Source organism: Exiguobacterium sp. s124, assembly GCF_018617485.1.
In the GTDB taxonomy this organism is placed as follows: Bacteria; Bacillota; Bacilli; order Exiguobacteriales; family Exiguobacteriaceae; genus Exiguobacterium; species Exiguobacterium aestuarii.
Genome location: NZ_JACSKH010000001.1, coordinates 1,925,155 through 1,950,482 on the forward strand (window position 1 = coordinate 1,925,155; position 25,328 = coordinate 1,950,482).

At 48.8% G+C, this 25,328-nt stretch carries 30 protein-coding genes; 7 read left to right on the forward strand and 23 right to left on the reverse strand.

Annotated features, from left to right (window positions below):
- The first annotated feature begins 21 nt into the window (after positions 1-21).
- Positions 22-216 carry a hypothetical protein gene (locus tag KNO85_RS09990; protein ID WP_214696058.1) on the forward strand — a complete coding sequence of 65 codons (195 nt, stop codon included), beginning with the start codon at positions 22-24 and terminating at the stop codon, positions 214-216.
- Between the two features lie 42 nt (positions 217-258).
- Here KNO85_RS09990 and KNO85_RS09995 read toward each other — a convergent pair whose 3' ends face one another.
- A complete protein-coding gene (locus tag KNO85_RS09995) occupies positions 259-1,038 on the reverse strand; it encodes a sulfite exporter TauE/SafE family protein (protein WP_214789591.1) in 780 nt (259 codons plus the stop codon).
- Positions 1,039-1,070: 32 nt separating this feature from the next.
- On the reverse strand, positions 1,071-1,445 hold the full coding sequence (locus tag KNO85_RS10000) for a rhodanese-like domain-containing protein (RefSeq protein WP_251130617.1): 375 nt from the start codon (positions 1,443-1,445) through the stop codon (positions 1,071-1,073).
- 115 nt (positions 1,446-1,560) lie between these two features.
- Between KNO85_RS10000 and KNO85_RS10005 the strand changes: the two genes are divergently transcribed.
- From KNO85_RS10005 to KNO85_RS15005, 3 genes are all read left to right on the forward strand, one after another.
- Positions 1,561-1,857, forward strand: a complete 297-nt coding sequence (locus tag KNO85_RS10005; RefSeq protein ID WP_214789593.1) for a rhodanese-like domain-containing protein — start codon at positions 1,561-1,563, stop codon at positions 1,855-1,857.
- A gap of 31 nt (positions 1,858-1,888) precedes the next feature.
- Positions 1,889-3,289: an MBL fold metallo-hydrolase gene (locus KNO85_RS10010; protein WP_214789595.1), complete on the forward strand. Its 1,401-nt coding sequence runs from the start codon at positions 1,889-1,891 to the stop codon at positions 3,287-3,289.
- A gap of 65 nt (positions 3,290-3,354) precedes the next feature.
- Positions 3,355-4,476 carry a TlpA family protein disulfide reductase gene (locus KNO85_RS15005; protein ID WP_214789597.1) on the forward strand — a complete coding sequence of 374 codons (1,122 nt, stop codon included), beginning with the start codon at positions 3,355-3,357 and terminating at the stop codon, positions 4,474-4,476.
- 40 nt (positions 4,477-4,516) lie between these two features.
- Here the strand turns inward: KNO85_RS15005 and nfsA are convergent, their stop codons facing one another.
- Positions 4,517-5,266, reverse strand: coding sequence for an oxygen-insensitive NADPH nitroreductase (nfsA, locus tag KNO85_RS10020; RefSeq protein WP_214789599.1), 750 nt, complete (start codon positions 5,264-5,266; stop codon positions 4,517-4,519).
- 169 nt (positions 5,267-5,435) lie between these two features.
- On the opposite strand from nfsA, the gene KNO85_RS10025 reads away from it, so the two are divergent.
- Positions 5,436-6,329: a DNA/RNA non-specific endonuclease gene (locus tag KNO85_RS10025; protein WP_214789601.1), complete on the forward strand. Its 894-nt coding sequence runs from the start codon at positions 5,436-5,438 to the stop codon at positions 6,327-6,329.
- 82 nt (positions 6,330-6,411) lie between these two features.
- Here KNO85_RS10025 and KNO85_RS10030 read toward each other — a convergent pair whose 3' ends face one another.
- On the reverse strand, positions 6,412-7,881 hold the full coding sequence (locus KNO85_RS10030) for a catalase (RefSeq protein ID WP_214789602.1): 1,470 nt from the start codon (positions 7,879-7,881) through the stop codon (positions 6,412-6,414).
- Between the two features lie 83 nt (positions 7,882-7,964).
- Positions 7,965-8,561: a DUF2238 domain-containing protein gene (locus KNO85_RS10035; RefSeq protein ID WP_214789604.1), complete on the reverse strand. Its 597-nt coding sequence runs from the start codon at positions 8,559-8,561 to the stop codon at positions 7,965-7,967.
- Between the two features lie 155 nt (positions 8,562-8,716).
- On the opposite strand from KNO85_RS10035, the gene KNO85_RS10040 reads away from it, so the two are divergent.
- Positions 8,717-9,130 carry a VOC family protein gene (locus tag KNO85_RS10040; protein ID WP_214789606.1) on the forward strand — a complete coding sequence of 138 codons (414 nt, stop codon included), beginning with the start codon at positions 8,717-8,719 and terminating at the stop codon, positions 9,128-9,130.
- 39 nt (positions 9,131-9,169) lie between these two features.
- On the opposite strand, the gene KNO85_RS10045 is transcribed toward KNO85_RS10040, so the two are convergent.
- From KNO85_RS10045 to KNO85_RS10095, 11 genes are all read right to left on the reverse strand, one after another.
- Entirely contained in the window at positions 9,170-9,895 is a 726-nt protein-coding gene (locus KNO85_RS10045; RefSeq protein ID WP_214789608.1) for a class I SAM-dependent DNA methyltransferase, read from the reverse strand.
- Entirely contained in the window at positions 9,895-10,242 is a 348-nt protein-coding gene (gene rsfS / locus KNO85_RS10050) for a ribosome silencing factor (protein WP_214739453.1), read from the reverse strand. Before rsfS ends, KNO85_RS10045 begins: the two co-directional genes overlap by 1 nt.
- A 10-nt stretch (positions 10,243-10,252) precedes the next feature.
- Complete coding sequence (gene yqeK / locus KNO85_RS10055) at positions 10,253-10,810, reverse strand: bis(5'-nucleosyl)-tetraphosphatase (symmetrical) YqeK (RefSeq protein ID WP_214789610.1); 558 nt, start codon at positions 10,808-10,810, stop codon at positions 10,253-10,255.
- Positions 10,800-11,369 carry a nicotinate-nucleotide adenylyltransferase gene (locus tag KNO85_RS10060; RefSeq protein ID WP_214789612.1) on the reverse strand — a complete coding sequence of 190 codons (570 nt, stop codon included), beginning with the start codon at positions 11,367-11,369 and terminating at the stop codon, positions 10,800-10,802. Before KNO85_RS10060 ends, yqeK begins: the two co-directional genes overlap by 11 nt.
- Positions 11,366-11,662: a ribosome assembly RNA-binding protein YhbY gene (gene yhbY / locus KNO85_RS10065; protein WP_214789614.1), complete on the reverse strand. Its 297-nt coding sequence runs from the start codon at positions 11,660-11,662 to the stop codon at positions 11,366-11,368. The genes KNO85_RS10060 and yhbY overlap by 4 nt, the downstream gene beginning before the upstream one ends.
- A gap of 6 nt (positions 11,663-11,668) precedes the next feature.
- Positions 11,669-12,454, reverse strand: a complete 786-nt coding sequence (gene aroE / locus KNO85_RS10070; protein ID WP_214789616.1) for a shikimate dehydrogenase — start codon at positions 12,452-12,454, stop codon at positions 11,669-11,671.
- Positions 12,451-13,563: a ribosome biogenesis GTPase YqeH gene (gene yqeH, locus KNO85_RS10075; RefSeq protein ID WP_015880995.1), complete on the reverse strand. Its 1,113-nt coding sequence runs from the start codon at positions 13,561-13,563 to the stop codon at positions 12,451-12,453. The genes aroE and yqeH overlap by 4 nt, the downstream gene beginning before the upstream one ends.
- Positions 13,564-13,696: 133 nt before the next feature.
- Positions 13,697-14,323 (reverse strand): YqeG family HAD IIIA-type phosphatase, encoded by a 627-nt coding sequence (locus tag KNO85_RS10080; protein ID WP_214789618.1) that lies wholly within the window; start codon positions 14,321-14,323, stop codon positions 13,697-13,699.
- A 125-nt stretch (positions 14,324-14,448) separates the two neighbouring features.
- A complete protein-coding gene (locus KNO85_RS10085; RefSeq protein WP_214789620.1) occupies positions 14,449-15,228 on the reverse strand; it encodes a phosphatidylserine decarboxylase in 780 nt (259 codons plus the stop codon).
- Positions 15,225-15,647 carry a thioredoxin family protein gene (locus KNO85_RS10090; protein WP_214789622.1) on the reverse strand — a complete coding sequence of 141 codons (423 nt, stop codon included), beginning with the start codon at positions 15,645-15,647 and terminating at the stop codon, positions 15,225-15,227. Before KNO85_RS10090 ends, KNO85_RS10085 begins: the two co-directional genes overlap by 4 nt.
- Positions 15,648-15,723: 76 nt before the next feature.
- Complete coding sequence (locus KNO85_RS10095; RefSeq protein ID WP_074032676.1) at positions 15,724-15,918, reverse strand: YjzD family protein; 195 nt, start codon at positions 15,916-15,918, stop codon at positions 15,724-15,726.
- Positions 15,919-16,080: 162 nt separating this feature from the next.
- Between KNO85_RS10095 and KNO85_RS10100 the strand changes: the two genes are divergently transcribed.
- Entirely contained in the window at positions 16,081-16,893 is an 813-nt protein-coding gene (locus KNO85_RS10100) for a Cof-type HAD-IIB family hydrolase (RefSeq protein WP_214789624.1), read from the forward strand.
- Between the two features lie 181 nt (positions 16,894-17,074).
- On the opposite strand, the gene KNO85_RS10105 is transcribed toward KNO85_RS10100, so the two are convergent.
- From KNO85_RS10105 to KNO85_RS10135, 7 genes are all read right to left on the reverse strand, one after another.
- A complete protein-coding gene (locus tag KNO85_RS10105) occupies positions 17,075-17,746 on the reverse strand; it encodes a 5'-methylthioadenosine/S-adenosylhomocysteine nucleosidase family protein (RefSeq protein WP_214789626.1) in 672 nt (223 codons plus the stop codon).
- Between the two features lie 75 nt (positions 17,747-17,821).
- Positions 17,822-18,670 (reverse strand): YitT family protein, encoded by an 849-nt coding sequence (locus KNO85_RS10110; RefSeq protein WP_074032674.1) that lies wholly within the window; start codon positions 18,668-18,670, stop codon positions 17,822-17,824.
- Between the two features lie 146 nt (positions 18,671-18,816).
- On the reverse strand, positions 18,817-21,114 hold the full coding sequence (locus KNO85_RS10115) for a glycoside hydrolase family 65 protein (protein WP_214789628.1): 2,298 nt from the start codon (positions 21,112-21,114) through the stop codon (positions 18,817-18,819).
- A gap of 215 nt (positions 21,115-21,329) precedes the next feature.
- A complete protein-coding gene (locus KNO85_RS10120; protein WP_251130618.1) occupies positions 21,330-21,767 on the reverse strand; it encodes a YflT domain-containing protein in 438 nt (145 codons plus the stop codon).
- A gap of 86 nt (positions 21,768-21,853) precedes the next feature.
- On the reverse strand, positions 21,854-22,912 hold the full coding sequence (locus tag KNO85_RS10125) for a LacI family DNA-binding transcriptional regulator (protein ID WP_214789630.1): 1,059 nt from the start codon (positions 22,910-22,912) through the stop codon (positions 21,854-21,856).
- Between the two features lie 55 nt (positions 22,913-22,967).
- Positions 22,968-24,470, reverse strand: coding sequence for an alpha-amylase family glycosyl hydrolase (locus KNO85_RS10130; protein WP_214789632.1), 1,503 nt, complete (start codon positions 24,468-24,470; stop codon positions 22,968-22,970).
- 23 nt (positions 24,471-24,493) lie between these two features.
- The gene (locus KNO85_RS10135) at positions 24,494-25,327 is read right to left on the reverse strand and encodes a sugar ABC transporter permease (RefSeq protein ID WP_214789634.1); all 834 of its coding nucleotides are present in this window, start codon (positions 25,325-25,327) and stop codon (positions 24,494-24,496) included.
- Between the last annotated feature and the right edge of the window lies 1 nt (position 25,328).

The window sequence follows — 25,328 nt, forward strand, 5'->3', positions numbered from 1 at the left end:
TTTGGAAAAGGATGTGACAACATGGCTCTCACGATTGGGTTAGCATTGCTCGTCTGTTTGATTGCACTCATTTTCACCATCATGGTCGGTCTCGGGAAAGACCGCTCCACGTATAGCCAAAAGAAGAGCTGGTCGATGGTTTCTTGGCTCTACATCATCTTGCTCCCTGTCTCGTTTATCGGACTCGGACTTCTCTATTATTTCATTACGAAGTAACGAAAAAAATCACGATGCCAGAATATAGGCATCGTGATTTTTTCATGCGATCAAGTCGCTCCAAATTTTAACGGTACTCGCTAAGATGAGTAACGCCAAAATCCATTGAAGTGCTTTTGTATTCATATTTTTCCCGACATTTGCCCCGATCGGCGCGGCGATTAGACTCGCGATGATCATGATGATAGCTGGCTCCCAAACGATTTGGTCGGTAATGATTTTACCGAACGTCGAACCAATCGACGAGATGAACGTGATAGCGAGTGAACTGGCGATTGCCATCTTCGTCGGGATCCGTAAGACGACAAGCATGATTGGCATGAGAATGAATGCCCCCGCTGCCCCGACGATACCAGCTGCGATTCCCACGATGAACGCTGAACTTGCCGCGATCACCTTGTTGAACTGCACTTGGTCGAGTGGCATGTCGTCCACTTGTGGTTTCGGCAAGAACATCATGATCGTCGCAATCGTCGCAAGGATGGCATATACGACATTAATCATCGTCTCAGATAAAATGGTCGACCCGTACCCTCCGATGAAGCTTCCGATCAAGACCGACACACCCATGTAAAGAATCAACTGCTTGTTTAAATATCCACCTTTACGATAGGCATAAATTCCACCGATCGTCGCAAAGAACACTTGAATGGCGCTAATCCCTGACACCTCGTGCGCGCTAAAAGCGGCAAATCCTAAAAGCGGTGGAATATACAACAACATCGGATATTTAATGATCGACCCACCAATCCCGACCATTCCAGAAATGAATGACCCGATAAATCCAATTAGAAAGATTGTAATGATAAACCCGAACTCCATATAGACTCCTCCATTATTTTCGTATTCTCTTCTTATTCAGAAGCTTCCCAAGCCATCATACCGCCAGACACGTCATAGATTTCCGTATAGCCAGCATCCTGTAATTGACTAGCAGCCTGGGCACTTCGGTTACCACTCCGACAAATGACGTAAATCGGCTCGTCTTTCGGATAGGGTAATTGCTCTGCATCTAATGAAGAAAGTGGTGCGTTCACCGACCCTTCAATATGCCCCCCATCGTATTCCGATACTTCGCGTACATCAAGAAGCGTTATTTCCTCGTTTTCCAATTTGTTTTGTAGAGTTTCAACGTCAATTTTCATAATTCCATCCTTTTCTGATGTGATTACAAAGATAAAAATTGCGATAACAGCCAAAGTTCCGACAAATAAGGAAATTTTATTCATTTTTCTCCCTCCAATTCTTTTCACTTGCGCTCATTATACCTTAGGGGGTATATTAAAGCCAACGAAACATTCTCGTTGCCAAAAACCTTAAACATGAAAAGGAGATCAAAGACTCATGAAGACGATTACGACTACTGAATTAGAAGCGCTACTTCAAGCAGACGACTCACTCAACCTCATCGATGTGCGAGAGGTGGACGAATTTGCAGGAGGTCACATCAAACAAGCGAAAAATGTACCACTTTCTGAATTCGGGGCGAAAGTCGATGAGCTCGATCGCTCTAAACCGATTCACGTCATTTGCGCAGCCGGCGGACGCAGCATGAACGCATCTGCTTATCTCGACTCACTCGGGTTCGACGTCACGAACGTCGACGGTGGGATGATGAGCTGGCAAGGCGAAGTCGAATAAACGATTACTTTACTCATAGGGGGAAATTAATATGCTATTACGTTATTTTTATGATGAGAAATTAGCACAAGCTTCATATATGGTCGGTTGCCAAATGACGGGAGAAGCGATTGTCATCGATCCGGCCCGTAACATCGAGCCTTATCTCCAAGAAGCGAAAAAAGAAGGCATGAACATTGTCGCAACGGCAGAGACGCATATCCATGCGGACTTTGTATCCGGTTCACTCGAACTCGCGAAGCACACAGGTTCGAAAGCCTATCTATCAGACGAAGGCGATGCTTCTTGGAAGTATGCATTCGCGAAAGAAATCGATGCACAACTCGTCAAAGAAGGCGACACATTCAAAATCGGTAACGTGACACTCGAAGTCATGCATACACCTGGTCACACACCGGAACACATCTCGTTCCTTCTTTATGACCGCAACCAGACACAACCGATGGGAATCTTCACAGGTGACTTCGTCTTCGTCGGAGATATCGGTCGCCCTGACCTTCTCGAAGAAGCAGCAGGTGTGAAAGGAACGACGGCAATCGGTGCGGAACAAATGTTTGATTCGCTCAAGAAGTTCATGGCGCTTCCTGACTTCGTTCAAGTTTGGCCAGGACACGGCGCTGGTAGCGCTTGTGGGAAAGCACTCGGTGCGATTCCAACATCGACGGTCGGTTACGAAAAAGCGACGAACTGGGCGCTTCAAATGACGGACAAAGATGCCTTCATCAAAGAGTTGACGACGGATCAACCAGAACCGCCGAACTACTTCGCCATGATGAAGAAAGTGAACAAAGAAGGCATTCAAGTGACGACAGATATCGCTCGTCCTGAAGTCGTCGGGTCGGACCGTCTTGATACACTCGTCGAAGAGACACAGGTCGTCGACACGCGTAAAGGCGAAGACTTCGCAAATGGTCACGTACCAGGGACAATCAACATCCCATACAACAATAAGTTCGTCTCTTGGGCTGGCTGGCTCGTCAACTTCGACAAAGACATCACGGTTATCGCAAGTGCAGAGAACGTTGATCAAGTACAAACCGATCTTCAATCAATCGGTCTCGATCGCCTTCGTTTCATCGTCCCTGTCGAAGAACTCGACGCATCACTCGCGACGGAAACGTATACGGACGTGACAGCAGAGGAAGCGATCGAAGCTGCCGAAAAAGGTGACGTGTTCGTCCTCGACGTTCGTAACGCGACAGAATGGAACGCAAGCCATTACGAAAAGGCAGAGCGTATCCTTCTCGGTAAACTCACACGTGATCACGAAGGGCTTCCGAAAGACCAAACGATTGCGGTCCATTGTGCATCAGGCGTCCGCTCACGCATGGCGGCAAGTGTCCTTCAATCGCTCGGTTACAAAGATATCCACAACATCTTGGGTGGCTACGGCGCGATGAAGACTGTCTTGAACGCTCAACAAATCAAGTAATGCTATACTGACAATAAATATGGCGCCCGCTTCGAGAGGGCGCCTTTTGTTTAGGAGGGAAAGACGTGGTCGCTATCGGTCCACTCAACATTCGTTTCGATTTACTCTTTTTTTTAGTAAGCCTTGGTATCCTCTACGGGATCTTCCGTTTCCTCGGTTTGACGAGTAAGCAACGTGAAGCCGTCATCGGTACATGGTTTTATGGATTTCTTGTCTGGAAAGGAAGCGCGATCGTCATCGGTCTGTTGACGACACGTGACCTATCGCTTGCCCTCTATGCTACAGGAGGCGTATGGTCTCAATGGATTGCGGCTGCTGTCGTCCTTTTGTTCGTCTATCGACTCGATCGAGACCTTTTAGGATATTGGATGCTGAGTGGGCTCCTCATCTGGCTCGGGATGACACTCGCGGTTCCGGTATACGGGACGATTTTGAATTTTTCCGACCAGCCGATTCATCTATGGAGCGCCGTCCTCATTCTTCTACTACTCGGAACGACGTGGCGATGGATGCATGCGCCAACGCGAGGACGCATTCTTTGGACCGCATTCGGCGCATCTGGCATTTGGCTGTTTCAGTCGTATACGGTCGGGCAGGTTCAATGGTGGATGATTGGGATTGTCTTCATCCTGTTCGGGCTTTCGCTCTATGTCGCTCGCCCTTCAAAGAAAGCGATTCAAGTGAGTATCGGTGTCCTCGTCTTGCTCGCGGTCGTGAATGCTGCCCTGCCGGAACGTACTACGCAAACTGTCACCACGGAGACGGCATCGACCGGTCTAAACATCGGGCAAATCCCCCCTTCGTTTGAGTTACAACGAACTGACGGGAGTACGTTCGACTTAGCGTCGCTACACGGCCAATACGTCGTCGTGAACTTCTGGGCGTCCTGGTGTCCTCCATGTCGCGCAGAGATGCCAGATATGGCTGCGTTTGCGAAAGAGCGAGACGACGTGACCATCGTCGCCGTCAACACGACGACGAGCGAACGTGACCCGGACAATGCCATCTCGTTCGTCGAACCGTACGAAGACGCGTTTACTGTCGTCTATGACCGTGACGGTCAAGTCGGGGATGCGTACCGAATTCAGGCGATGCCGACGACGTATGTGCTCGATGAATCCGGTGTGATCATCGCAAAACAATTCGGTGCCATCGACAAGAATTGGCTCAATGCCCAACTGAACTGAACATGACAAAACCGCCGACATTGATTTGTCGGCGGTTTTGTCATTGCTTCAAATAGCCTTGTGCTTTCAAGAAATCTTTGACGTCAAGACGCGTCGATTTTGACAACATGCGCCCCATCTGTCCGGTCCACGTATCCTTACGCGGGTTCGAGCCACGAACCATATAGTAATCGTGGATCAAGGCATCGTAATCGGAAAGTGATTGTTTGATCCGTTCCGGATTCGCCTCGTATGTGTTCTCATGATAAACATGTTGGAATGGCAAGCGCGGTTTTTGATCCTCGACTGAAGCCGGTACACCGACGGCCATCCCGAAGAGCGGAATGACCCGTTCCGGTAACCCGAGCACTTCTTTGACCGCAAAGAGGTCGTTCCGAATGCCGCCGATATAACAGATGCCGAGTCCCATCGATTCTGCCGCCACTGCCGCATTTTGTGAAGCGAGTGCAGCGTCAATCACAGCGACCAAGAGTTTCTCGTCAGTCTCAAGTGTCGCCGACACTTCTGTTTCTTGCAGTTCACCAATCACTTCATGGCGATGCAAATCCGCACAAAAGACGAAAAAGTGACCGTTCTCAACGACATAGGACTGGTTGCCCGCAATCTCGGCAAGTCGTTTCTTCTTCGCTTCATCGGTCACCCCGATGATGGAATAGGCTTGGATAAAGCTAGACGTCGATGCGCGTTGGGCGCTCTCAACGATGGTCTGGATTTGTCCATCTGTTAATGTCTCGTCCGTAAAGTCACGGACGGAACGGTGGTTCAATAATGTCTCAATCACTTCGTTCATACGTTCTTCCCCCTTTTTTCAATCTTGGCACAAGCTTTATGAATCCACAAATGAGAGGAATCTATCGGGCACATTTTGAAGGGGGACGCTCACTTCTTGTTTTCTTATGCTATCATTATAGACTACATAGAAAATACGGTAGCGTAACTTCGAATAAGGGGCGAGATATATGAAAAGAATACCATTTTACATTCCATTCCTGCTTGGGGTACTGCTCCTCTCCGGTTGTACGGATGCCGATGTGAGCGTCCCGACGTCGACTGAAGAAACCGTCGAAGAGGAACAGACACAAGAAAAACAGACAACCGAGACGCCTTCACCTGAACAGGAAGAAGATTTATTTGAAGGCTATACGAAAATCGAGGTCGATGGCGGTGATCAGTCCGGAACACGGGAAGCGAACGTTGTCGTCGATATCGGCTTCGGCGACCGAGAGTACTGGGCGTTCACGAACGAGCATGGTCAATTGATTCGTGTCATTGCTGATGAAATCACCCTCCAAGACGATGAGACCGAAGACGTCAATTCTTCTGGTCGTTATTATTCAGACGAGGCAAAGGTTCCGGGCGTCGAAGACCCGAACCTCGATGAAGGTCACATTATTGCCGATTCCCTCGGAGGTGTCTCGAATGCCTATAACATCACCCCACAAAACAGTGCACTCAATCGCTATGGGGATCAGGCGTTCATGGAAGACGTCATCCGAAAAGCAGGCGGGGCGAAAGACTTCGAGGCCGTCATCACCTATCCGAACACGACGACCCAGATTCCTTCCCGCTACCAGTACACGTATACCGTACGAGGCAATACAGTGACGGATACGTATGATAACGTGGACCCGGAGGAAGTGAACGAATCGCTCGGATTGACGGATGATTCGCCACCTGCAGTGACGACGGAGCCGGTCGAGGAACGAGAATTATCCGATATCGACCTTGACGGAAACGGACAAGTGACGATCAAAGAAGCAAAAAATGCCGGATTCGAGATGCCCATCACACGTGACCATTGGTTGTATCAGTATATGGACGACCGAGACGGTGACGGGATGGTCGGTGAATAACGACGATAGACGAGACGTTTCTCCATGTGAGAGGCGTCTTTTTGCATACAAAAAACCGCGGTACGTGACCGCGGCTACTCGTTTAGTTCGACATTTGGTTCAAGAATGGTGCAAGATCAACGTTCAACTCGTTTGAGAGACGCTCCCCGAGTTCGCGGTCTGCACGATAGAAGTTACAGATCAAGAGGAGAACCGTCTTCTCATGACGAACTTCTTTGATGTGCGCAACGAGGTTACGGATGAGCGCGTCCTTCTCTTCCTGAGAATAACGACGATATACCTCTCCAGCCTGACCAAAATCGTTTGTCTTCTCAATCTTCTGACGCCCCGTCACACCTGTGATCGGTTGCGGCGTCTCGATATAATCCGCATTCGGCTTCGGTGCATCTTCATAACGGTTCGGCTCATAGTTGACTGAACTCGTCTGTTGCTTGAACGGCATCGCTCCGTCACGCTGGTTGTTCGCGACTTGGGCAAACGGACAGTTGATCGGAAGTTGAAGGTAGTTCGGTCCGATGCGGTGACGTTGCGTATCCGAATACGAGAAGAGACGTCCTTGAAGCATCTTGTCTTCCGACGGCTGGATTCCTGGGACGAGAACACCTGGGTTAAAGCCGACAGACTCTGTCTCCGCGAAGAAGTTATCGACATTCTTGTTGAGTGTCATCGTTCCGACCAATTGGTACGGGATGACGTCTTCGAACCAATCTTTCGTCGCATCGAGTGGGTCGAAGTCAAAGTTGTCCATGTCCGCCGGATCTAAAATCTGTACGTACAGATCCCATTCCGGATAGTCTCCATTTTCAATCGCGTTGAACAAATCACGTGTCGCGTGGTTGAAGTCTTCCGCTTGAATTTTCGCAGCTTCTTCCATCGATAAGTTTTGAACACCTTGCTTCGGTACCCAGCGCATCTTTATGTACACCGTGTTTCCGAATTCATTCACCCATTTGAAAGAATGGACGGATGACCCGCGCATATGGCGATACGATGCCGGGATACCTTCATCACTGAACAAATGAAGAAGCATGTTCGTCGATTCTGGCGTGAGTGACATGAAGTCGAAGAAGCGGTCCGGGTCCTGAAGGTTCGTTTGTGGATCCGGTTTGAGCGAGTGAATCACGTCCGGGAATTTAATCGCGTCACGGATGAAGAACACTGGTAAGTTGTTTCCAACGAAATCATAGTTCCCTTCTTCCGTGTAAAACTTGACGGCGAAACCACGTGGGTCACGAAGCGTCTCTGGTGAACCTAAACCGTGAATGACGGTAGAGAAACGCGCAAAGACAGGTGTCTCTTGTCCCTCTTCTTGCAAGAATGCTGCTTTTGTATATCGTTTCATACTATTTTTTACAGTGAAGACACCATGCGCCCCTGCCCCTCTCGCGTGAACGACACGTTCTGGTACACGTTCACGATCGAAATGCGCTAATTTCTCAATTAGTTGGTAGTCTTCGAGAAGCGTCGGGCCCCGACGACCCGCAGTGATGGAGTTGGCGTTATCCCCGATTGGTGCGCCTTGGTTAGTAGTTAGTTGACGATGTTGATCCATATGATTGCCTCCCATTATTTATAATCATTACAATCTTGATATTAATAAAACATTAGAATGATTACAAATAAAAAGCTCGTGAATCACGAACTTTTTTTCATGTGTCTCTTTTGTTTGGATTTTTCACGTTGATGAAGGGTGACGACGAAAAATGCGGCGAGCACTCCTCCGAGTGAACCGGCGATGATGTCGACCATTGTATCGTCGTTCCCGTTCCCTTGCATCGTCGTGTTCAAAACGACATCAGATGTGAATTCATACATCTCCCAAAGCGCCGCTCCTGCCATTGAGAAGACGACGATATAGACGAATAAAAATCGTTTCGGAATCTCGGTCCGAATGTCGTCATCGAGCCGGGAGAAGAAGTCGAACCCTAAGAATGCAAGAAAGATACCACTCAAGAGATGAAGGAACGTGTCCCACCAGCCGTTTCCGTACAATCCGACGATGGACCCTAAATACTGTGAGGCAAACAAGAACAGGATATATGCTACCTTCATCTTGCTATCGAGTTCTGTTTTAAACGTCTTTTCAATGAAAAACGGGATGAGACCTGAGATGATGCCTGCCCCCGCCACACTCGCGTCGAACCATGATTCTTCAATGATCGATGTGACAAGCATGACCGCCATGAATAAGACGAATCCGAACTCAAGGATGCGTCCTTTCGTAAGCTTCATGATACTTCGCCTTCTTTCATTTAATTTATTCTCTATAATCTCTATTCCCGACTCTCAATCGTGTTCAACCTACACAATGGAAGTTCGATGACTCGATTGCATTAAACGAACATATGTTCTATAATTAATATTATGAATCCGAGGAGGAACTTGCTATGCCGATCAATCCGTATCTCAACTTTAACGGGAATTGCCGCGACGCCGTGAACTTCTATGCCAATGTGTTTAATCATGCCACTCCAGACATCATGACGTTCGGTGACCAACCCGGTCCAGATGGTCAACCGGTCCCGAGTGAAATGGCTGATCTCGTGTTGCATACCCGACTATCGATTCACGGCTCATCACTCATGTTCTCTGATGCCATGCCTGACGGACCGGTCAACTTTGGCGATAACGTCACGCTCGCCGTCGTCACGGATGACCTTGATGCCATCCATCGCGAGTTCGATGCACTAGCCGTGAACGGACGTGTCTTGATGCCGCTCCAAGAAACGTTTTGGAGCAAGGCGTACGGCATGCTCGAAGACCAGTTCGGTGTGCAGTGGCAGTTCAGCCACGAAGCGTAACGACAAAAATCCCCGATTCGTCAAGAATCGGGGATTTGCTTATTTCTGGGCTACGAAGAAGATACGCTCAGCATCCGCTCCTGGTGCATGTTCGGTGAAATCAGATGTAACCGATTTGACGTGGAACCCGGCACCAATCAACCATTGCATGTACTGCCCTGGTTCATACGTCCGTTGTTCGTGCGTCTCCTCGATCCGTTCGTACGTCCCGTCTTCAATCGCGACGAAGAACGTCAAATCATGAACGACCGAAAGCGGAGCTTCTCCCGGATCGGCAAACCAGATATACGAGCAGTCTTCCCCGTTTGACGCGTACGTCTTTTGGTTGAAGAGCGTCTGCATCTTATTCGGGGCATGGACATCAAAGATGAACAGCCCACCTGGTTTGAGTTGGTTGTAGACGGATTCGAACGTGTCAATCACGTCTGCCTCATCCTGAAGATAGCAAAGTGAGTCACAGAGGATCGTCACCGCATCGACCGGTTCCGGTAGTTCCAACTCACGCATATCTTGTTCCCAAAGCGGCAACTCGATTTCTGCTTCAAGTGCCTTTTCTTGTGCGACTTCGAGCATCGACTCCGATAAGTCGATCCCCATGACGTCGTAATGTTCGGCGAGGCGGATCGTCGCCGACCCTGTCCCGCATCCGACATCCGCGAGTGTCGCGCCATCTTCGACGTGACGACGCACGAAAGCGACCCACTCATCATACGGCGCGTCTTTCATCAACTCGTCGTATACATAGGCGAATCCTTCGTATGCCATTAGCCGACTTCCACTTCGACGTGCGGCGCGTCAGCCCACAATTTCTCTAGGTTGTAGTAATCACGGTCGTCGCGGTGGAAAATGTGGACAACGACGTTCTCAAGGTCAGCAAGTACCCAACGCGCTGTATCCATTCCTTCAAACTTATGAAGTGGCAAGTTATTTTCGCCAGCGACGTCTTTGATTTCACGCGCGATCGCTTCAACTTGTTTCTCCGAGTTCCCGTGACAGATGACGAAATAATCCGCAATTGGCGAGATACCTTCCATGTCGAGTACGACGATTTCCTCGGCACGTTTATCGTCAGCCGCTTTCACAATCAATTCTAATTCTTCTCTTGCAGTCATATTGACCCTCCTAAGGTGTATTCACAAAATCATTATACGTATCAATCGTCAGTGGAAAAATCCGCACCGACTTCTTCAATAAAAATTCAATCGTTTGGCGCAGTGTTGCGACAACCGCCGCTTCGAGCGATTGAGCTGCTTCTGCTCGCAGGCGATCAACTCCCGGGTAATTCCGATTCGGTTCGATGGCATCGGCCACAAATAGGATTTGATCGAGACGAGACATCCCTGGCTCTCCCGTCGTATGGTTCCGAATCGCAGAGAGCACCGCTTCATCGAGGTCGTATTGACGAGCCAGCAAGACGGCTCCGACCGGCGCATGCAACAACTCGTCCCCGTATTCAAGAAGAGCTGAATCCAGTCCTTCTTCGATGACGACTTGACGCATTTCTTCGGTGTCAACATATTTTGCATAGTCGTGAAGCATTGCAGCAAGACGGGCCTGTTCGACGTTCTCGCCGTACTGAATCGCCATTCGCTCCGCTGTCTCAACAACACCGAGCGTATGGATATAGCGTTTTTCCGGTAGCGTTCGTTTAATCAACTCGTGCGCTTCTTCAAACGTCATACAGCTTATGCTCCTTCACATACGTCTCGACCAAAGTCGGGACCAGATATTTGATGGACTTGCCACGCTTCGCCCGCTCCCGGATATCAGTAGACGAAATCTCAAGTTGCGGCATATCGATTGGACGAACGTCCGCCTTCTCCGGAATCAAGTAACGTGTCCCGGGACGGGCGACCGCACCGAACGTGACGAGACCGATGAGCGTCTCATAGTCGTGCCACGATTCGAGTGCGACGAGCGAATCCGCTCCAATCAAGAAGTAGAACGTATCGTCTGGATGCCGTTCAATCAACCGCTTCATCGTCTCTACCGTGTAAGACGGTTCACTCCGTTCAAACTCAATCAGGTTCAACTTGAAGTCTGACTGACCTTGAATGGCACGACGGGTCATCTCGATTCGATGGTCTGCCGAGCTGAATCCGACTTTATGTGGCGGAATCGCGGCCGGTAAAAACCAGACTTCATCGAGTTCAAGCTGTTCGCGAGCTTGTTCGGCAATCAATAGATGACCGAGATGCGGCGGGTCGAACGTGCCCCCCATCAAACCGATGCGGCTCATGGGAGTTTGATTTGGCGATTTTCTTTCTCAGTCGCCTCTTTGTATAAGACGATGACTTTACCAATAACTTGAACGACCTCAGCTCGTGTACCTTCTGACAACTCACCGGCCACGTCTTTTGGCGTGTCCATGCAGTTTTGAAGTACTTGAACTTTGATCAATTCGCGTTTCTCGAGTGCGTCCACGATATCTTTACACATCGCTTCGCTGACCCCATTCTTCCCAACTTGATAGATTGGTGAGAGATGGTGCGCTTCTGCGCGTAAAAAGCGTTTTTGTTTACCTGATAGCATAGTATATTATTCCTCCAATAATCCTTCGATTAACTTTTTTCCGATGGTTTCGTCCGGTTTCACGCCCGTCCATTTCTCGAACGAGAGCGCGCCCTGACCGACGAACATGGCAACACCTGTCACAATTCTTGCTCCGCGACGTTTCGCTTCTTGAAGCATCGGGGTGACAAGTGGACGATATATGATATCACAAACGACCGTGTTTTGTCGTAATCCTTCTAATGAAAGTGGTGTCGATCTCTCGTCCATCCCGACAGAAGTGGTCTGAATGATGACGTCATAGCGTGAGATGTCGACCTCGTCGAACGTCGTATAGGTAACGCCGAACGTGTTGGCGAGCTCTTTTGCCCGTTCAACTGTCCGATTGACGATTGATACCTGACGCGTCGGTAACGCCTGCACGATTCCACGTGCGGCACCGCCAGCACCGATGACAAGAACGTTCCCTGACCAATCCGTGAACGGCATCAATGCTTGGACGAGCCCGGCACCGTCTGTATTCGTTCCGACGAGGCGTCCGTCCCGCTTATACACCGTGTTGACGGCACCGGCCATCTTGGCAGCCTCGTCGAGCTCGTCGACATAACGAACGACCGCTTCTTTGTATGGGATCGTTACGTTGAACCCGTCCCATTCGCCTTCCTGCATCGCTTCGAACAGGCGAGGCAGGTCGGTCTCCATCGCGTCAATGGCCTCATAACGCCCGAAAAGCCCAGACGCCCTCAACCACTGCTCGTGCAGTTGGGGAGAGAGCGAATGAGCAATCGGGTGGCCGATGACAGCCAGATTCATACGAGCGCCTCGCGGAGTGTGACAGCGACGCCTTTCGGAGCCCAAGCCGCAATGCGACCGCCTTTACCATGAATCGCGACCCATCCGAGACCGCTAAACACGATGTCTGTCTTCACACCGTCTCGTAAACTGAATTCGTGGCGTACGAGTGGTGGTAAGATTTCGAGCGTCTTCTCGTTCGGAGGATTGAGCATCTTCCCAATATGCTGGTCATAGAGCTCATCCGCGCGTTCGAGTTTCGTACGGTGTGCTTTCAACTCATTCGACATATAGATGACGAACGAACGTTTATTGCCTTCCAAGTAATCCAAGCGTGCCAAACCGCCAAAGTAAAGCGTCTGTTGCGGGTTCAATTGGAATACGTGTGGCTTGATTTCTTTTTTCGGCGTGATCGTCTTCAAATCTTTCGCATCGACATAGTGTGCCATTTGATGACGGTTGATGATTCCTGGTGTATCGTACAAGTTCGCATCATCATCGAGCGGAATGTCGATCAAGTCAAGCGTCGTTCCCGGGAAATGACTGACGGTGATGATGGCTTCATCCTCTTCACCGAAACGTTTGATCACCTGGTTGATGAGTGTCGACTTCCCGACGTTCGTACAACCGACGACAAAGACGTCTTTTCCTTTTCGGTAATATTCAATCTTTTCAGCGAGTTCGTCGATCCCATGCCCTTTTTTCGCACTGATCAAATGGACGTCGATTGGGTTCAAGCCGAGTTCTTTTGCTTCAGCCTTCATCCAGTTCGCCATGCGATTCGGGTTGACGGATTTCGGCAACAAGTCCACCTTGTTCCCGACTAACAGTACCGGGTTCGAGCCGACAGAACGTTGAAGTCCCGGGAGCCAGCTGCCATTGAAGTCGAAAATGTCGACAATCTTAATGACGAGCGCCTCTTTTGAACTGATTCCGTTCAAGATACGTAAGAAGTCATCATCAGATAACTCGACGTCTTGGACTTGGTTATAGTGCTTCAATTTGAAGCAACGTTGGCAAATGACAATTTCTCGGTCAAGTGCCGATTTCGGTGCGTAGCCAACCCCGTTCGGGTCTTCCGTTTGGATGGCTACACCGCACCCAGCGCAATATCGTTTGGTTTCTTCCATAGTTGTACTTACTGCCGTTTAGGTTTCCCCTTCTTCATTCGCCGTAGCACCTCGCTGCTACTCCTGAAGCGTTAATTCCGACGCCTTGGTCGCCGTACATGGGCAGCCTCCTTCTTCCTGTGCGTTCGAGGTCTTATTCATCTTTTTTATGTGAATCTTCGGAACGTGAATGCATCGCCTCGCCAATTTTTTCAGCGACTGCGACTTTCGCCCGCTGTGCATCCACAGCAAGCTCTTCCACTTTTTTCGTGATCAATACATACTTCCCGCGACGCTTCATGTGCGCGAAGACAACCTTCTCAAGCATCCGGTTGAATTTCGTGACGAGTCCGTCCGTCTTGACGACCGGTTGTACGTGGATGACGTGGATACCGGCCATATTCGCACCGAGCACGTCCGTGAACAGCTGATCTCCTAAGAAGATGGCTTCTTTCGGCGAATAGCCGTATTTCGAGAGCGCTGCTTTGAAACCAGAAGGTAACGGCTTCTTGGCACGAGCGACATAATGAAGGCCAAGCGGCTCCGTAAACGTTCGTACACGGTTCTCGTTATTATTTGATACGACAATCACATCGAAACCGTATGATTTCACTTTTTCAAGCCACATCAATAAAAGCTCAGGCGCATGCGGGACGTCCCAGGCCACGAGTGTATTATCAAGGTCGGTCAAAATGACGCGTACCCCACGGTCTTTCAATTCTTGTAAGTCGATGTCAAACACAGTCGCGACGAACTGTTTCGGATAAAGTCGATTAAACACGTAAAATTCCTCCAATTAGCTAAACGATTCAACTACTTATACAAGTATTGATATCCCTTCTATGGTAAACGAAAACCGACCAAACGACTAGTCTATCGTTCGGTCGGAAGAAAATTGATACAAAATTAGTTGGTTTTGATCGTTCCGATGACGTCACCGAGTCGAACCGGACCCATTTTTTCACGGTCCATTTGAATCGTATCCTTCTCAAAACAAAGGACGACAGTCGAACCGAATGAGAAGTATCCTACTTCTTGCCCTTTATCGGCTTGATCGCCATCGAGCGTCCACTCGATCGTATTCACGTTCAAGGCACCGACCATGATATGTTCATACGTTCCAGCCGGGCTGTCAAATCGTGTCACACGACGGTAGTTGCGAGAGAGCGGTCTCACCGTCTCCGTCAACCCGATCTCGTTTACTGGCGCCGAGCGGTCCCCCAGTTCATAGTGACTGAGCACACGCCCCGAAAGCGGCGTATGGACCCGGTGATAATCGCGTGGGCTGAGGTAAAGGACGACGACCGTTCCGTCAGCGTAGCGTCTCGCTTCTTGTTGAGAACCGAGCAACTCCGCAAGCGTGTAAGACTGTCCTTTTACTTCAAAGCGACTATCTTCCGTAATCGATTCGATGACCGAGAGTTTCCCGTCACATGGTGAGACGAGTGTGTCGGCTGATTCATCAATCGTACGTGCCCCCGGTTTTAGGTGACGCGTGAAAAATGCATGAAGTGACGGATAGGCGTGAAGCGGCTGTTCCGCTTCCTCCACCGCAATGTCATACACTTTGGCAAACGACGGAACCAAGTGTCGACTCACGCTCGACTCCGCGAAGCGTTTGAGGCGCGTGGCAATCCAAGGCGAGGCGTTCAACTCAAATAACGTTTGATAAAAACGACGCTTCATTCCTCTTTTGCCTCCTCATTCTTAAAGAACGTCTCGTATTGTTGTTCAGAGACAGCACCTTCAATGCGACCGACTTCTTTTCCATCTTCGAATCGGATGATGGTCGGTGTTCCGTTGATGCCGTATGTTTCCCATACGTTATGGTCTGCCAAGTTGATCGATACCGCATCATATTCTTCGATGAGCGGTTCGACATATGGTTTTACTTGCTCACAATATTCACAGCCTGTTTGCCAGAAGTAAGCGACAACCTCGCCGTCCTGGTCTAACTGTTGCTGTAATTCATCTGCAGTGACGGCATTGACGGCTTCTTCTTCATTCGCTCCGTTTAAAAAGAACAACAGGCCGATCCCGATGACGATAATCGCTCCGATGATGGCGAACGTAATAAAATTCGCGCGTTTTTCAGGGTTTTTCATATGCATGATCCTCCTCTTATTGTTAGATAAAGAAAAAAGACTGACTCATGCACGAGTCAGTTTGATTGTAGACGGCTTACTTCTCTTGTGCAACGTCGCTGATTCCCATGTCTTGGTTTAAGACATCGAGAAGCGCAACGAAGATTGTGATGGCCACGCCAAATCCTGTCGCGAGCATCGCGTTGAACTCTACACCATCAACAGCAGAAATGATAAACACCGCTGTATTTGAGAGCACAATCGCCCAGATCAATGTCACTAAATAACGCATTGAACGTCCCCTCCATCTCACAGATGATTCGTAAAAATTCATACGACATTAGTATAGCATTGTTCGAATGGAATATGCGACTTCGATTGTATATTCTTTCCGTCAAATCAAAAAATGTGATACGGTCGTAGAAACATCATTGTGAAGAAAAGAGGATGACTGATGTCACGTTATTTAATCGCAGTTGATTTAGATGGAACGTTATTAAGAGATGATAAAACCATTAGTGAACGAAATCTCCGTGCCCTTCAAGCGGCACGTGAAGCTGGTCATGAAGTCATGATCGCTACAGGGCGTCCAAAGCGCCACTCCATCATGTACTATGAGCAGATGGGCTTGACGACACCGCTCGTCAACTTTAACGGTGCCCTCGTGCATCACCCGAAAGATGCGAATTACGCGGTCACACATCGCCCGATTCCACTCAAGACCGCACACGATATCATTGAAGAGGTCGCCGACACGAAAGCACATAACATCGTTGTCGAAGTGACAGACCACGTTTACTTCCAAAAGGACCCGCAAGAGTTCTACAGCCCGTATGCAGAACGTGCGCTCAGCGTCACGTCGGGTAACTTGTTGACGCATCTGCAAGATGAACCGACATCCCTGTTGATTCATGCGACAAAAGATCATGTGGCGCACGTCCGCTCCCAACTCGACGACATTCATGCCGAGGCGGTATTGAATCGTCAGTGGCGTATGCCCGAGCACATGATCGAGGTCATGAGCAAAAATACGTCGAAGGCACTCGGACTCCAGGAAGTCTCGAAGCATTTGAACATCGATCGGAAGCAGATCATCGCGTTCGGTGATGAAGAGAACGACCTCGAGATGCTCGACTATGTCGGGACGGGCGTCGCGATGGGGAATGCCATCGACCAACTGAAAAACGTAGCCAACGAAGTGACGGCTTCGAACATGGACGACGGGATTGCCCTCTTCCTAGAAGAACGACTTGGAATCAAGGTATAAGGTATAACGAAAGCACCGACTAGAACTCAATAATTATCAAACAGAGGATTTTCTTCCTGATTAGGAAGAAAATCCTCTGTTTTCGTATCCATGCATCCGCCGCATTTCGCACGCCGCTTTAGGTATCCGAAATCCCAGGCGTACAAATGTCATTTTCGTTCAGACACTCCGACTCCTATACTCAAAGAAAACGAATCAAATAGTCATCAAAAATTTTAGTCATCACAACAGGCGTATTCTTCAAATACACTTCGATTTGTTCAGCATTCGAAACAATCGGATTTTCATGTCCCTCATCTTTTGGAAAGTCAGAAATACCTTTGATGATCACACATTCGACATGATTCTTTTTGCAGATATATGCAATGGCACCTGCTTCCGTATCAGCAATTGTGACCTCATGTTCGTTCAACTCTACATAATCCTTCCACATCACGACAGCCCGGTCAGCCGTTGCAATCGTCCCCGTCAAGTAATCACTGCCGTAGTGAGAAAGTGGTATGTCAACGATGAAAGATTGTTTAATCAATGGTTCTACCTCTTTCACCGTACAATCATATTGCACGGCACGATGTGGCACGATGATATCCAAATGATTAAACGTATCATCTATTCCGGCACACGTTCCGGCAACAATCACTTTCGTTAAATCAAAACGAGAGATCATATACTGGTTCGCCCCTACTCCGTTCGCCTTTCGAACACCTGTAAAATAAAAAATCAATTCAGTATCATTTACCTTCTTTAGAAAAAAATCTCCGTACGGGTATGCACAACGTTCTTCACCATTCACTTTAAAGTAGTCTAATGTCGCTTCATATTCCCATTTCGTCGCAATGCTGACCCCAATCATCACGTATCCTCCCCCAACCATATCTGATGTCATATATATAGAATAACCCCTACTGCGTGAACAGTAGGGGTCTAGTTAGCGACGGAACGTACCTTCGACGTCCTCTGTCGGCAAGATATTGATCCAAACCGATGGGTCTGCATCTTTACAGATCCGTGTGATTTCACGCACCTCGTGTCGTTGCGCGACCATCATGAGCGTCGCCTTCTCGACTTTCGAGTACGTGCCGATTGCCGGCATGAGCGTGATTCCGCGGAACACGTGTTGATGCAATTCTTTCGTGACTTCATCCGGATGGTTCGTCACGATGAAGAGCGTCTGACGCTGCGTATTCGTGTAAATCTCATCGATTACTTTTGATGTCACATACAAGAAGACAATTGTGTAGAGCGCTGTCGGCCATCCGAACAAGGCACCTGCTGCGAGCGCGATCATCATGTTCATCAAGAAGAGGTAGACACCGACCGAGTTGTTCGTGAACTTCGCGAGAATCAACGCGACGATGTCAAAGCCTCCTGTCGAGGCCCCATAACGAATCGTAATCCCTGATCCGATTGCCAAAAGCACACCGCCGAACACAGCGTTCAAGAGCGGGTCGTCCGAGAGGAGCTGCGATTGCGGAAGCATACGAATGAACAACGTGACCGAGGCGACACTGACAAGCGTATGGATCATCATATTCCGCCCGAGCATAAAATAACTAACGACGAGCAGTGGTGCGTTCAGAATAAAGAACCAGAGTCCTTCCCCTAGTTCAAACGGTGTACCAGCAAGTAGTGCCGTCAAGATTTGGGCAAGGCCCGTAAATCCTGTCGAATAGACACCGGCTGGAATTAAAAATAATGTCATGGATAAGGCAACGAACAATCCTCCGATGATCGAGACAACCCCGATTCGTGTATGTTCTTTAACGGCTTCCGTCAAGCTTCAACTCCCCTTTCTCAAAATAGCTAAGAATCAAGATAACATAGATTATTCATGCTGCATACAGCAAATATGCAGGAATTCCGATAAGTTTTTCACACGAAAACAAGCCGACTGAGGTCGGCTTGTTCGTACGAAGCAATTGGTCACGCTTTCACTGTTTCGATTGTAATCGATTCATTTGCAGGAACCGTTACTGCATTTCCATACACCTGAAGTGTTACATCTGTACCACCTGTTTGTTTAATCGTCACTTGTTCACGCGATGATGTGACCGTCAAGTGATGACCACGCCAGAGCATGTTGAACGAGTAGCCGTTCCAGTCCTTCGGAATCATCGGGCTGAACGAGAGGTTATCCTCTTGAATGCGCATACCCGCGAACCCGTGAACGATTGACATCCATGAGCCGACCATCGATGTGATGTGCAAGCCGTCTTCTGTATCGTTGTTGTAGTTGTCGAGGTCGAGTCGTGCCGAACGTTGATACAATTCGACCGCCTTATCCTCATAACCGACTTCTGCCGCAATGATTGAATAGACACATGGTGATAAGCTCGACTCATGAACCGTGCGTGGCTCATAGAAATCAAAGTTCGCACGTTTCTGCTCGATGGTGAAGCGATCACCGAACGTGTAGAGTCCTTGAAGTACGTCCGCTTGTTTGATGAAGTTCGAGCGGAGAATACGATCCCACGACCAGTTTTGGTTAAGTGGAAGATGTTTTGGATCGAGATCCTTCACTAAGATTTGTTCTTTATCCATGAAGCCATCCTGTTGCATAAAGACATCTGGCACGAGGTCATCTTTTGGATAGTACATCTTCGTCTGGATATCTGCCCACTTCGCGAGTTCCGCGTCCGTGATGCCGAGCGTCGACACGAGCTCTTCGAGACGTGCAGGCTCCGCTTCTTTCAAGTAGTTGTACACTTCTTGCGTATATTCGAGCGTCCACGCAGCGATCAAGTTCGTGTACCAGTTGTTGTTCACGTTGTTGTCGTATTCGTTCGGACCTGTGACGCCTAGGATCATATACACGTCTTTGTGTGGTACAAAGTTGACGCGGCTAGCCCAGTAACGCGAGATCTCGACCAATACTTCAAGCCCGTATTGTCCAAGGTACGACTTGTCGCCTGTGAAGTTCGTGTAGTTGAAGATGGCATGGGCAATCGCACCATTACGGTGAATCTCTTCATGTGTGATTTCCCACTCGTTGTGGCACTCTTCCCCGTTCATCGTGACCATCGGGTAAAGTGCACCTTCCATACCGACATTCTTCACAGCATTTTCTTTTGCCTGTGGTAACTGGTTGTGACGGTATTTGAGCAAGTTCCATGAGACCTCTGGTTTGGTCGTCGCCAAATAGAAGTGGAGGCAGTATGCTTCTGTATCCCAATACGTCGCACCACCATATTTCTCGCCCGTGAACCCTTTCGGTCCGATGTTGAGGCGTGAATCTTCGCCCGTGTACGTTTGGTACATGTTGAAGATGTTGAAACGAATCCCTTGTTGCGCTTCGATATCTCCATCGATTCGAACGTCCGCATCTTCCCAGCGTGCGAGCCATGCTTCCGTTTGTTCAGCGAGAAGCGTCTCGAAGCCTTTCTCAAATGCCGCTTCGACTCGTGTCATCCCTGCAGACTGAAGGTCGTCAATGGCGTGGTCGCGGTTCGTCACGACAGATACATATTTATAGGCTGTCGCTGTTTCGCCGGCAGTCGCACTGACCGTGAATTTGTTCGCTACGAAGAGGTCTGTCGCTTCGAGTACTTCGCAACGAGCACCTTCTACATCGGCAATCATCGACGCCGTGACGTGCCAATCGAGTTTTTTCGTTTTCGTTGTCACGAAACCAAATCGTTCTTCGATGCCACTGTCAACCGGGAGCCAGAACTTCTCATCATAGTTTGAATCTTCGTTGACGACATCGCCGTCTAAGTACGGAGTGAATTCGATTTTCGCTTCATAGTTCACCGGTGTGACATTGTAACGAATCGCCAACACTTCTTTGTCAACGATCGAGAAGAAACGGACGACCTCTACTTTTGTCTCTTCTGTACCATTCATCAATGTGAACGTCCGTGTGAGGACACCACGCTGCATATCCAATTCACGTGTAAAATCTTTCACGTCCCATTTCGCCAAATCGACGGGTGTACCGTTGATGACGACACGTAGACCGATGACGTTTGTCGCATTCAATACTTTGGCAAAGTATTCAGGATATCCGTTCTTCCACCAACCGACACGTGTTTTGTCTGGGTAATAGACGCCCGCCACATAGAATCCTTGGTGCGTATCATTCGAGTAATCTTCCTCAAAATTACCTCGCATCCCCATGTGCCCGTTACCGAGCGATGTGATCGATTCAGCAAGACGGTTTTCTTTCGGGTGAAGACCTTCTTCTGTTACTTTCCATTCATCGACTGCAAACAATCGTTTCATCTGTCTGCCACTCCTTTTTCTCTACAAGGCTACCTTCGACGGACAACAAGTTCGTGCAACCGTTTGTCTATGAAAGCGCTGTATTTAATCTCACCTTTCATTTTACACAACTGAAGAAAGAATGCAATCGTTTGCATAAAACTTTTTCTTTCTTTTTTTCGTCACATTTTTAGACAAAAAAGACTGCCTCTTGCAGAGTCAGTCTCATCCAAACTTCACTTATGCTTTTTTTCGCCCTCACCGAACGCCGCATTCGCCTCATGACCTTCGAATAGAGCGCTCCGACCATCATTGAACCCCGTATCTGGTTCATCGATCACGAGCGCATATCCACCTTGTTTAATCTGTTCGTGTGCCTGATTCACCTCATCATCTGAAATGCCTAAGTCACTCAGCGCTTGTTTCATATCTTTACCTTGTGTATCGTCTTGAAGGTTGTCTAACCAAGACGTGTCACCGTTTTCCACGCTTACGTTCGTCTCCCGTTTGAGCACGTGGACAGCGTCTTCTTGTTCGGTCACGACATATAATTCTCCTTCATCGTAGCCATTTTCATTCAGTTCGTTAATTTTAGAAAGCAAACTTTCTTTCGTATCATATGTTCCAACAAATCGTCTCTGACTCATCTCAATCCATCCTTTCGATTTATCCATTCGTGAGTGATGTTCCCCACTTCAAAATGATTCAATCAATCGGATATGCAAAAAACGACCTCGCTCTCGCGAGATCGTCTAAACAATCAGGAATTCGATTCTAATGTCTCGGTTACCTTGCTCTTCTTCTGGCCACACGATTGGCGGACGACCAAATAGTGCGGGACGATGACGCGCTTCCCGTAAGGTGGCGCATTATCGCTGATTTGTTCAATCAAGCAGTTCGTCGCCTCAAAACCGAGACCGAAAATGTTGATTTCGACCGATGTGAGTGGCGGGTTCGAGTGCTCCGCGATATAGACGTTGTTAAAACTGACGACGGCTACGTCCTCTGGGATTTTGAGCCCCATCTCACTCAATGTACTGATGACACCGAGTGCCATCATGTCATCACTGACGACGACCGCGGTTGGCGGCTCTTCATTTTGAAGCAACTCACGAACGGCCTTCGCCCCGCCTTTTGTCATGAATTCAGCCCGTGCGATATAGTCTTCACTTACTGGAATGCCAGCCTCCATGAGAGCCGTCGCGTATCCGTTACGGCGATCTTGCGTCACAGCGAGTTTGTCCGATCCCCCGATGAAGGCAATGCGACGGTGACCTAGGTTATAGAGATGCTTCGTCACTTCACGACCTGCCAAATAGTTGTCCGTATCGACGTACGTAATCGAAGAAGCGTCCCCGAACGGCTTCCCGACCACGACGAACGGAAACTTCGTTTGTCGTAAGTATTGGACGACTTGGTCGTCTTCACGTGAATAGAGGACGATGACACCGTCGACGCGGCGTCCTTGTACCATCTCGATGACACCCGACAACACTTCTTCCTCTGTCACACCGGTCGTCATATAGAGTGAATAACCATTTTGGTGCGCTTTCGTGCTGATTCCTCGTAGCACTTCTGGGAAGAATGGGTTTTGGAGAGTCTTTGTCGCCGCGCTCGGCATGACGAGACCAATCGACTGTGTCGAGCGGTTGGCGAGACTTCTCGCATGGATGTTTGGATGATAACCGAGCTCTTCCATCGAGCTTCTGACCCGTTCTTTTGTCTTTTGACTGATTCTTGGGCTGTTGGCGATGACGCGAGATACCGTCGACGGCGCGACGTTCGCATGCTTCGCAACATCTTTAATTGTGATTTGCATGGTGTTCCCCCCTGCTTCCGTGAATTCAATTCGTGCCTTTCGGCCATTCATATCTTTATTTGCGGCGCTTCCACATGACCAAACCTGTCAAGAAAATCGGAATCGTGACGACGAGTAAGCCCATCATCCACGGATTTACCGATGATTCCTCGACGATGTAAGCGTTCGCACTTTCGCCAGATAGTTCAATTGTAAACGTTCCGCGTTGATCTGTGACCAGTTGTGAGAATAATAGACCGCGAAGTCTTGTATCTTCCCCGATTTCACTGACCTCGATCTCAATCTCTCGATCCTCACTGTTCATGTTGATCGCATATAATGCGACGTCATCTCCGTCTTTACGCTCAAAGACGGCCATCCCGTCTTCCGATGCAATCATGCGCTGTTCACCTGTCGCAAAGACCGGGTATTCCTCACGCATGCGGTTCATCGTTGCGACGTATTCATGTAACTCTTCATTTCCCGGGAATTCAGTCATCACTCGGTTCGCAGGATCGGCCCCGCCCGTCTGAGCATTCTCTGTTCCCTGGAAAACGATCGGCATACCCGGTGACGCATAAAGCGCGAACAACCCGAGGCGTAACCGTCGTTCCGCTGATTCCACACCACCGAGTTCGGCCATATGCATGAACCGTTCGACATCATGGTTATCGAGGAACGTCGCCATCTGGTTCGGGTCGTTGAAGAACGTTTCGGCATAACTTGCGGCAACATCGATTTCATCAACGTTCGCCTGCTGTTGCGTCATCGTTTTCGAGACACGATCATAAAATGTAAAGTTCGTGATACTGTTGAACCCGAGGTCGTCATACTGCGCGACGTATTGTGGGTCCGGGTCAAACACTTCGGCGAGTAAGTAAAAGTCCGGATCGACCGACCGAACACCTTCGACAAAGTCTTTCCAGAACGCCTTATCGACGTGACGGACTGTGTCGAGGCGATAGCCATCGATGTCGGTTTCTTCAATCCAATACTTTGCCGCATCAATCAAATACGATTTGACTTCCGGGTCTTCTGTTTTGAAGTCCGGTAAATCGAACAACCAATGCGTCTCGACCTGTTCTTGATCTTTCCAGAATACGATCGGCAGCTGTTCATGGAACCATTCCGGCTTTTCTTCCACCCACGGATGGTTTGGACCGACGTGGTTGACGACGAAGTCGAGAATAACTTTCATGTCTCGTTTGTGTGCCTCGTCGACGAGTTCCTGCAAATCCTCTTTCGTCCCGAATTGCGGGTCGATGTTATAAAAATCTTTAATCCAATACCCGTGATAGCCGTCTGGCATATTTTCAAAAACAGGTGTCAACCAAATCGATGTGAATCCGAGTGACTCGATATAATCGAGCTTCTCGATGACCCCACGGATGTCTCCGCCATGAAATGCTTTCGGGTCATCTTTGTCGACCTGCTCATTGTTATCCGGATTTCCGTCAACAAATCGGTCGACCATAATAAAATACATGCGTTCTTGTTCCCAAGTAGCAGCTTCCTTTGCACCGACGACGGTCGGAAACAAAAGAAGCGACAGGAGCACGAGCACGACGCCTCGCCTCATATCGCTTCCTCCTTTTACGAGTATTATCCTTTCGTACCACCCGCTGTAAGGCCAGAAACGAAGTAGCGTTGGAACATGAAGAACAAGATGACGATCGGAAGGGCTGAAAGAACCGCACCTGCCGCGAACAACGTGAAGTTGTTATCGAACTGTTTCGAAATCATGTTGTAAAGACCAACTGCCAATGTTTGTTTCTCTGGTGAACGAAGGACGAGCGATGCCAAGATAAAGTCGTTGAATGGTCCCATGAAGTTAAAGAGAGCAATCGTTGCGACAATCGGCTTCGCAAGTGGCAAAATGATTTGCCAGAAGATTCGGAGGTGACCTGCACCATCCATGCGGGCTGCTTCGTCAAGTTCTTTCGGAATCGTGTCGAAGTACCCTTTCGCCAAGTACGTGTTCATCGGAATCGCACCACCCGCATAGAGCAAGATGAGCGCTGTATGTGTGTCAAGAAGGCCGAGCATGTTGAGCAATACATAAATCGCGATGATCGCAACGAACTGTGGCACCATTTGAAGGACGAGGAACAAGACGAGTGAGTTCTTACGTCCGACGAAACGATAGCGTGAGAAGACGTAACCAGTGATCGTCACCAAGACGACAGAGAGTGCCATCGTGATGAAAGCGATTTTCAACGTGTTCACATACCATAAACTATAATCCGAAATTGTTAGGTCGAACAAGTTTTTATAGTGAACAAACGTCGGGTTCGATGGAATAATCGTTGACGTAATCGTACGCCCTGGGTTGAACGATGTTCCGACAACCCAAAGCATCGGATAGAGAATGATGATCGACGCAAGCGTCAAGATGACATACGAGATCGCCAAATTGATTCGTTTTTGTTTTTTCATA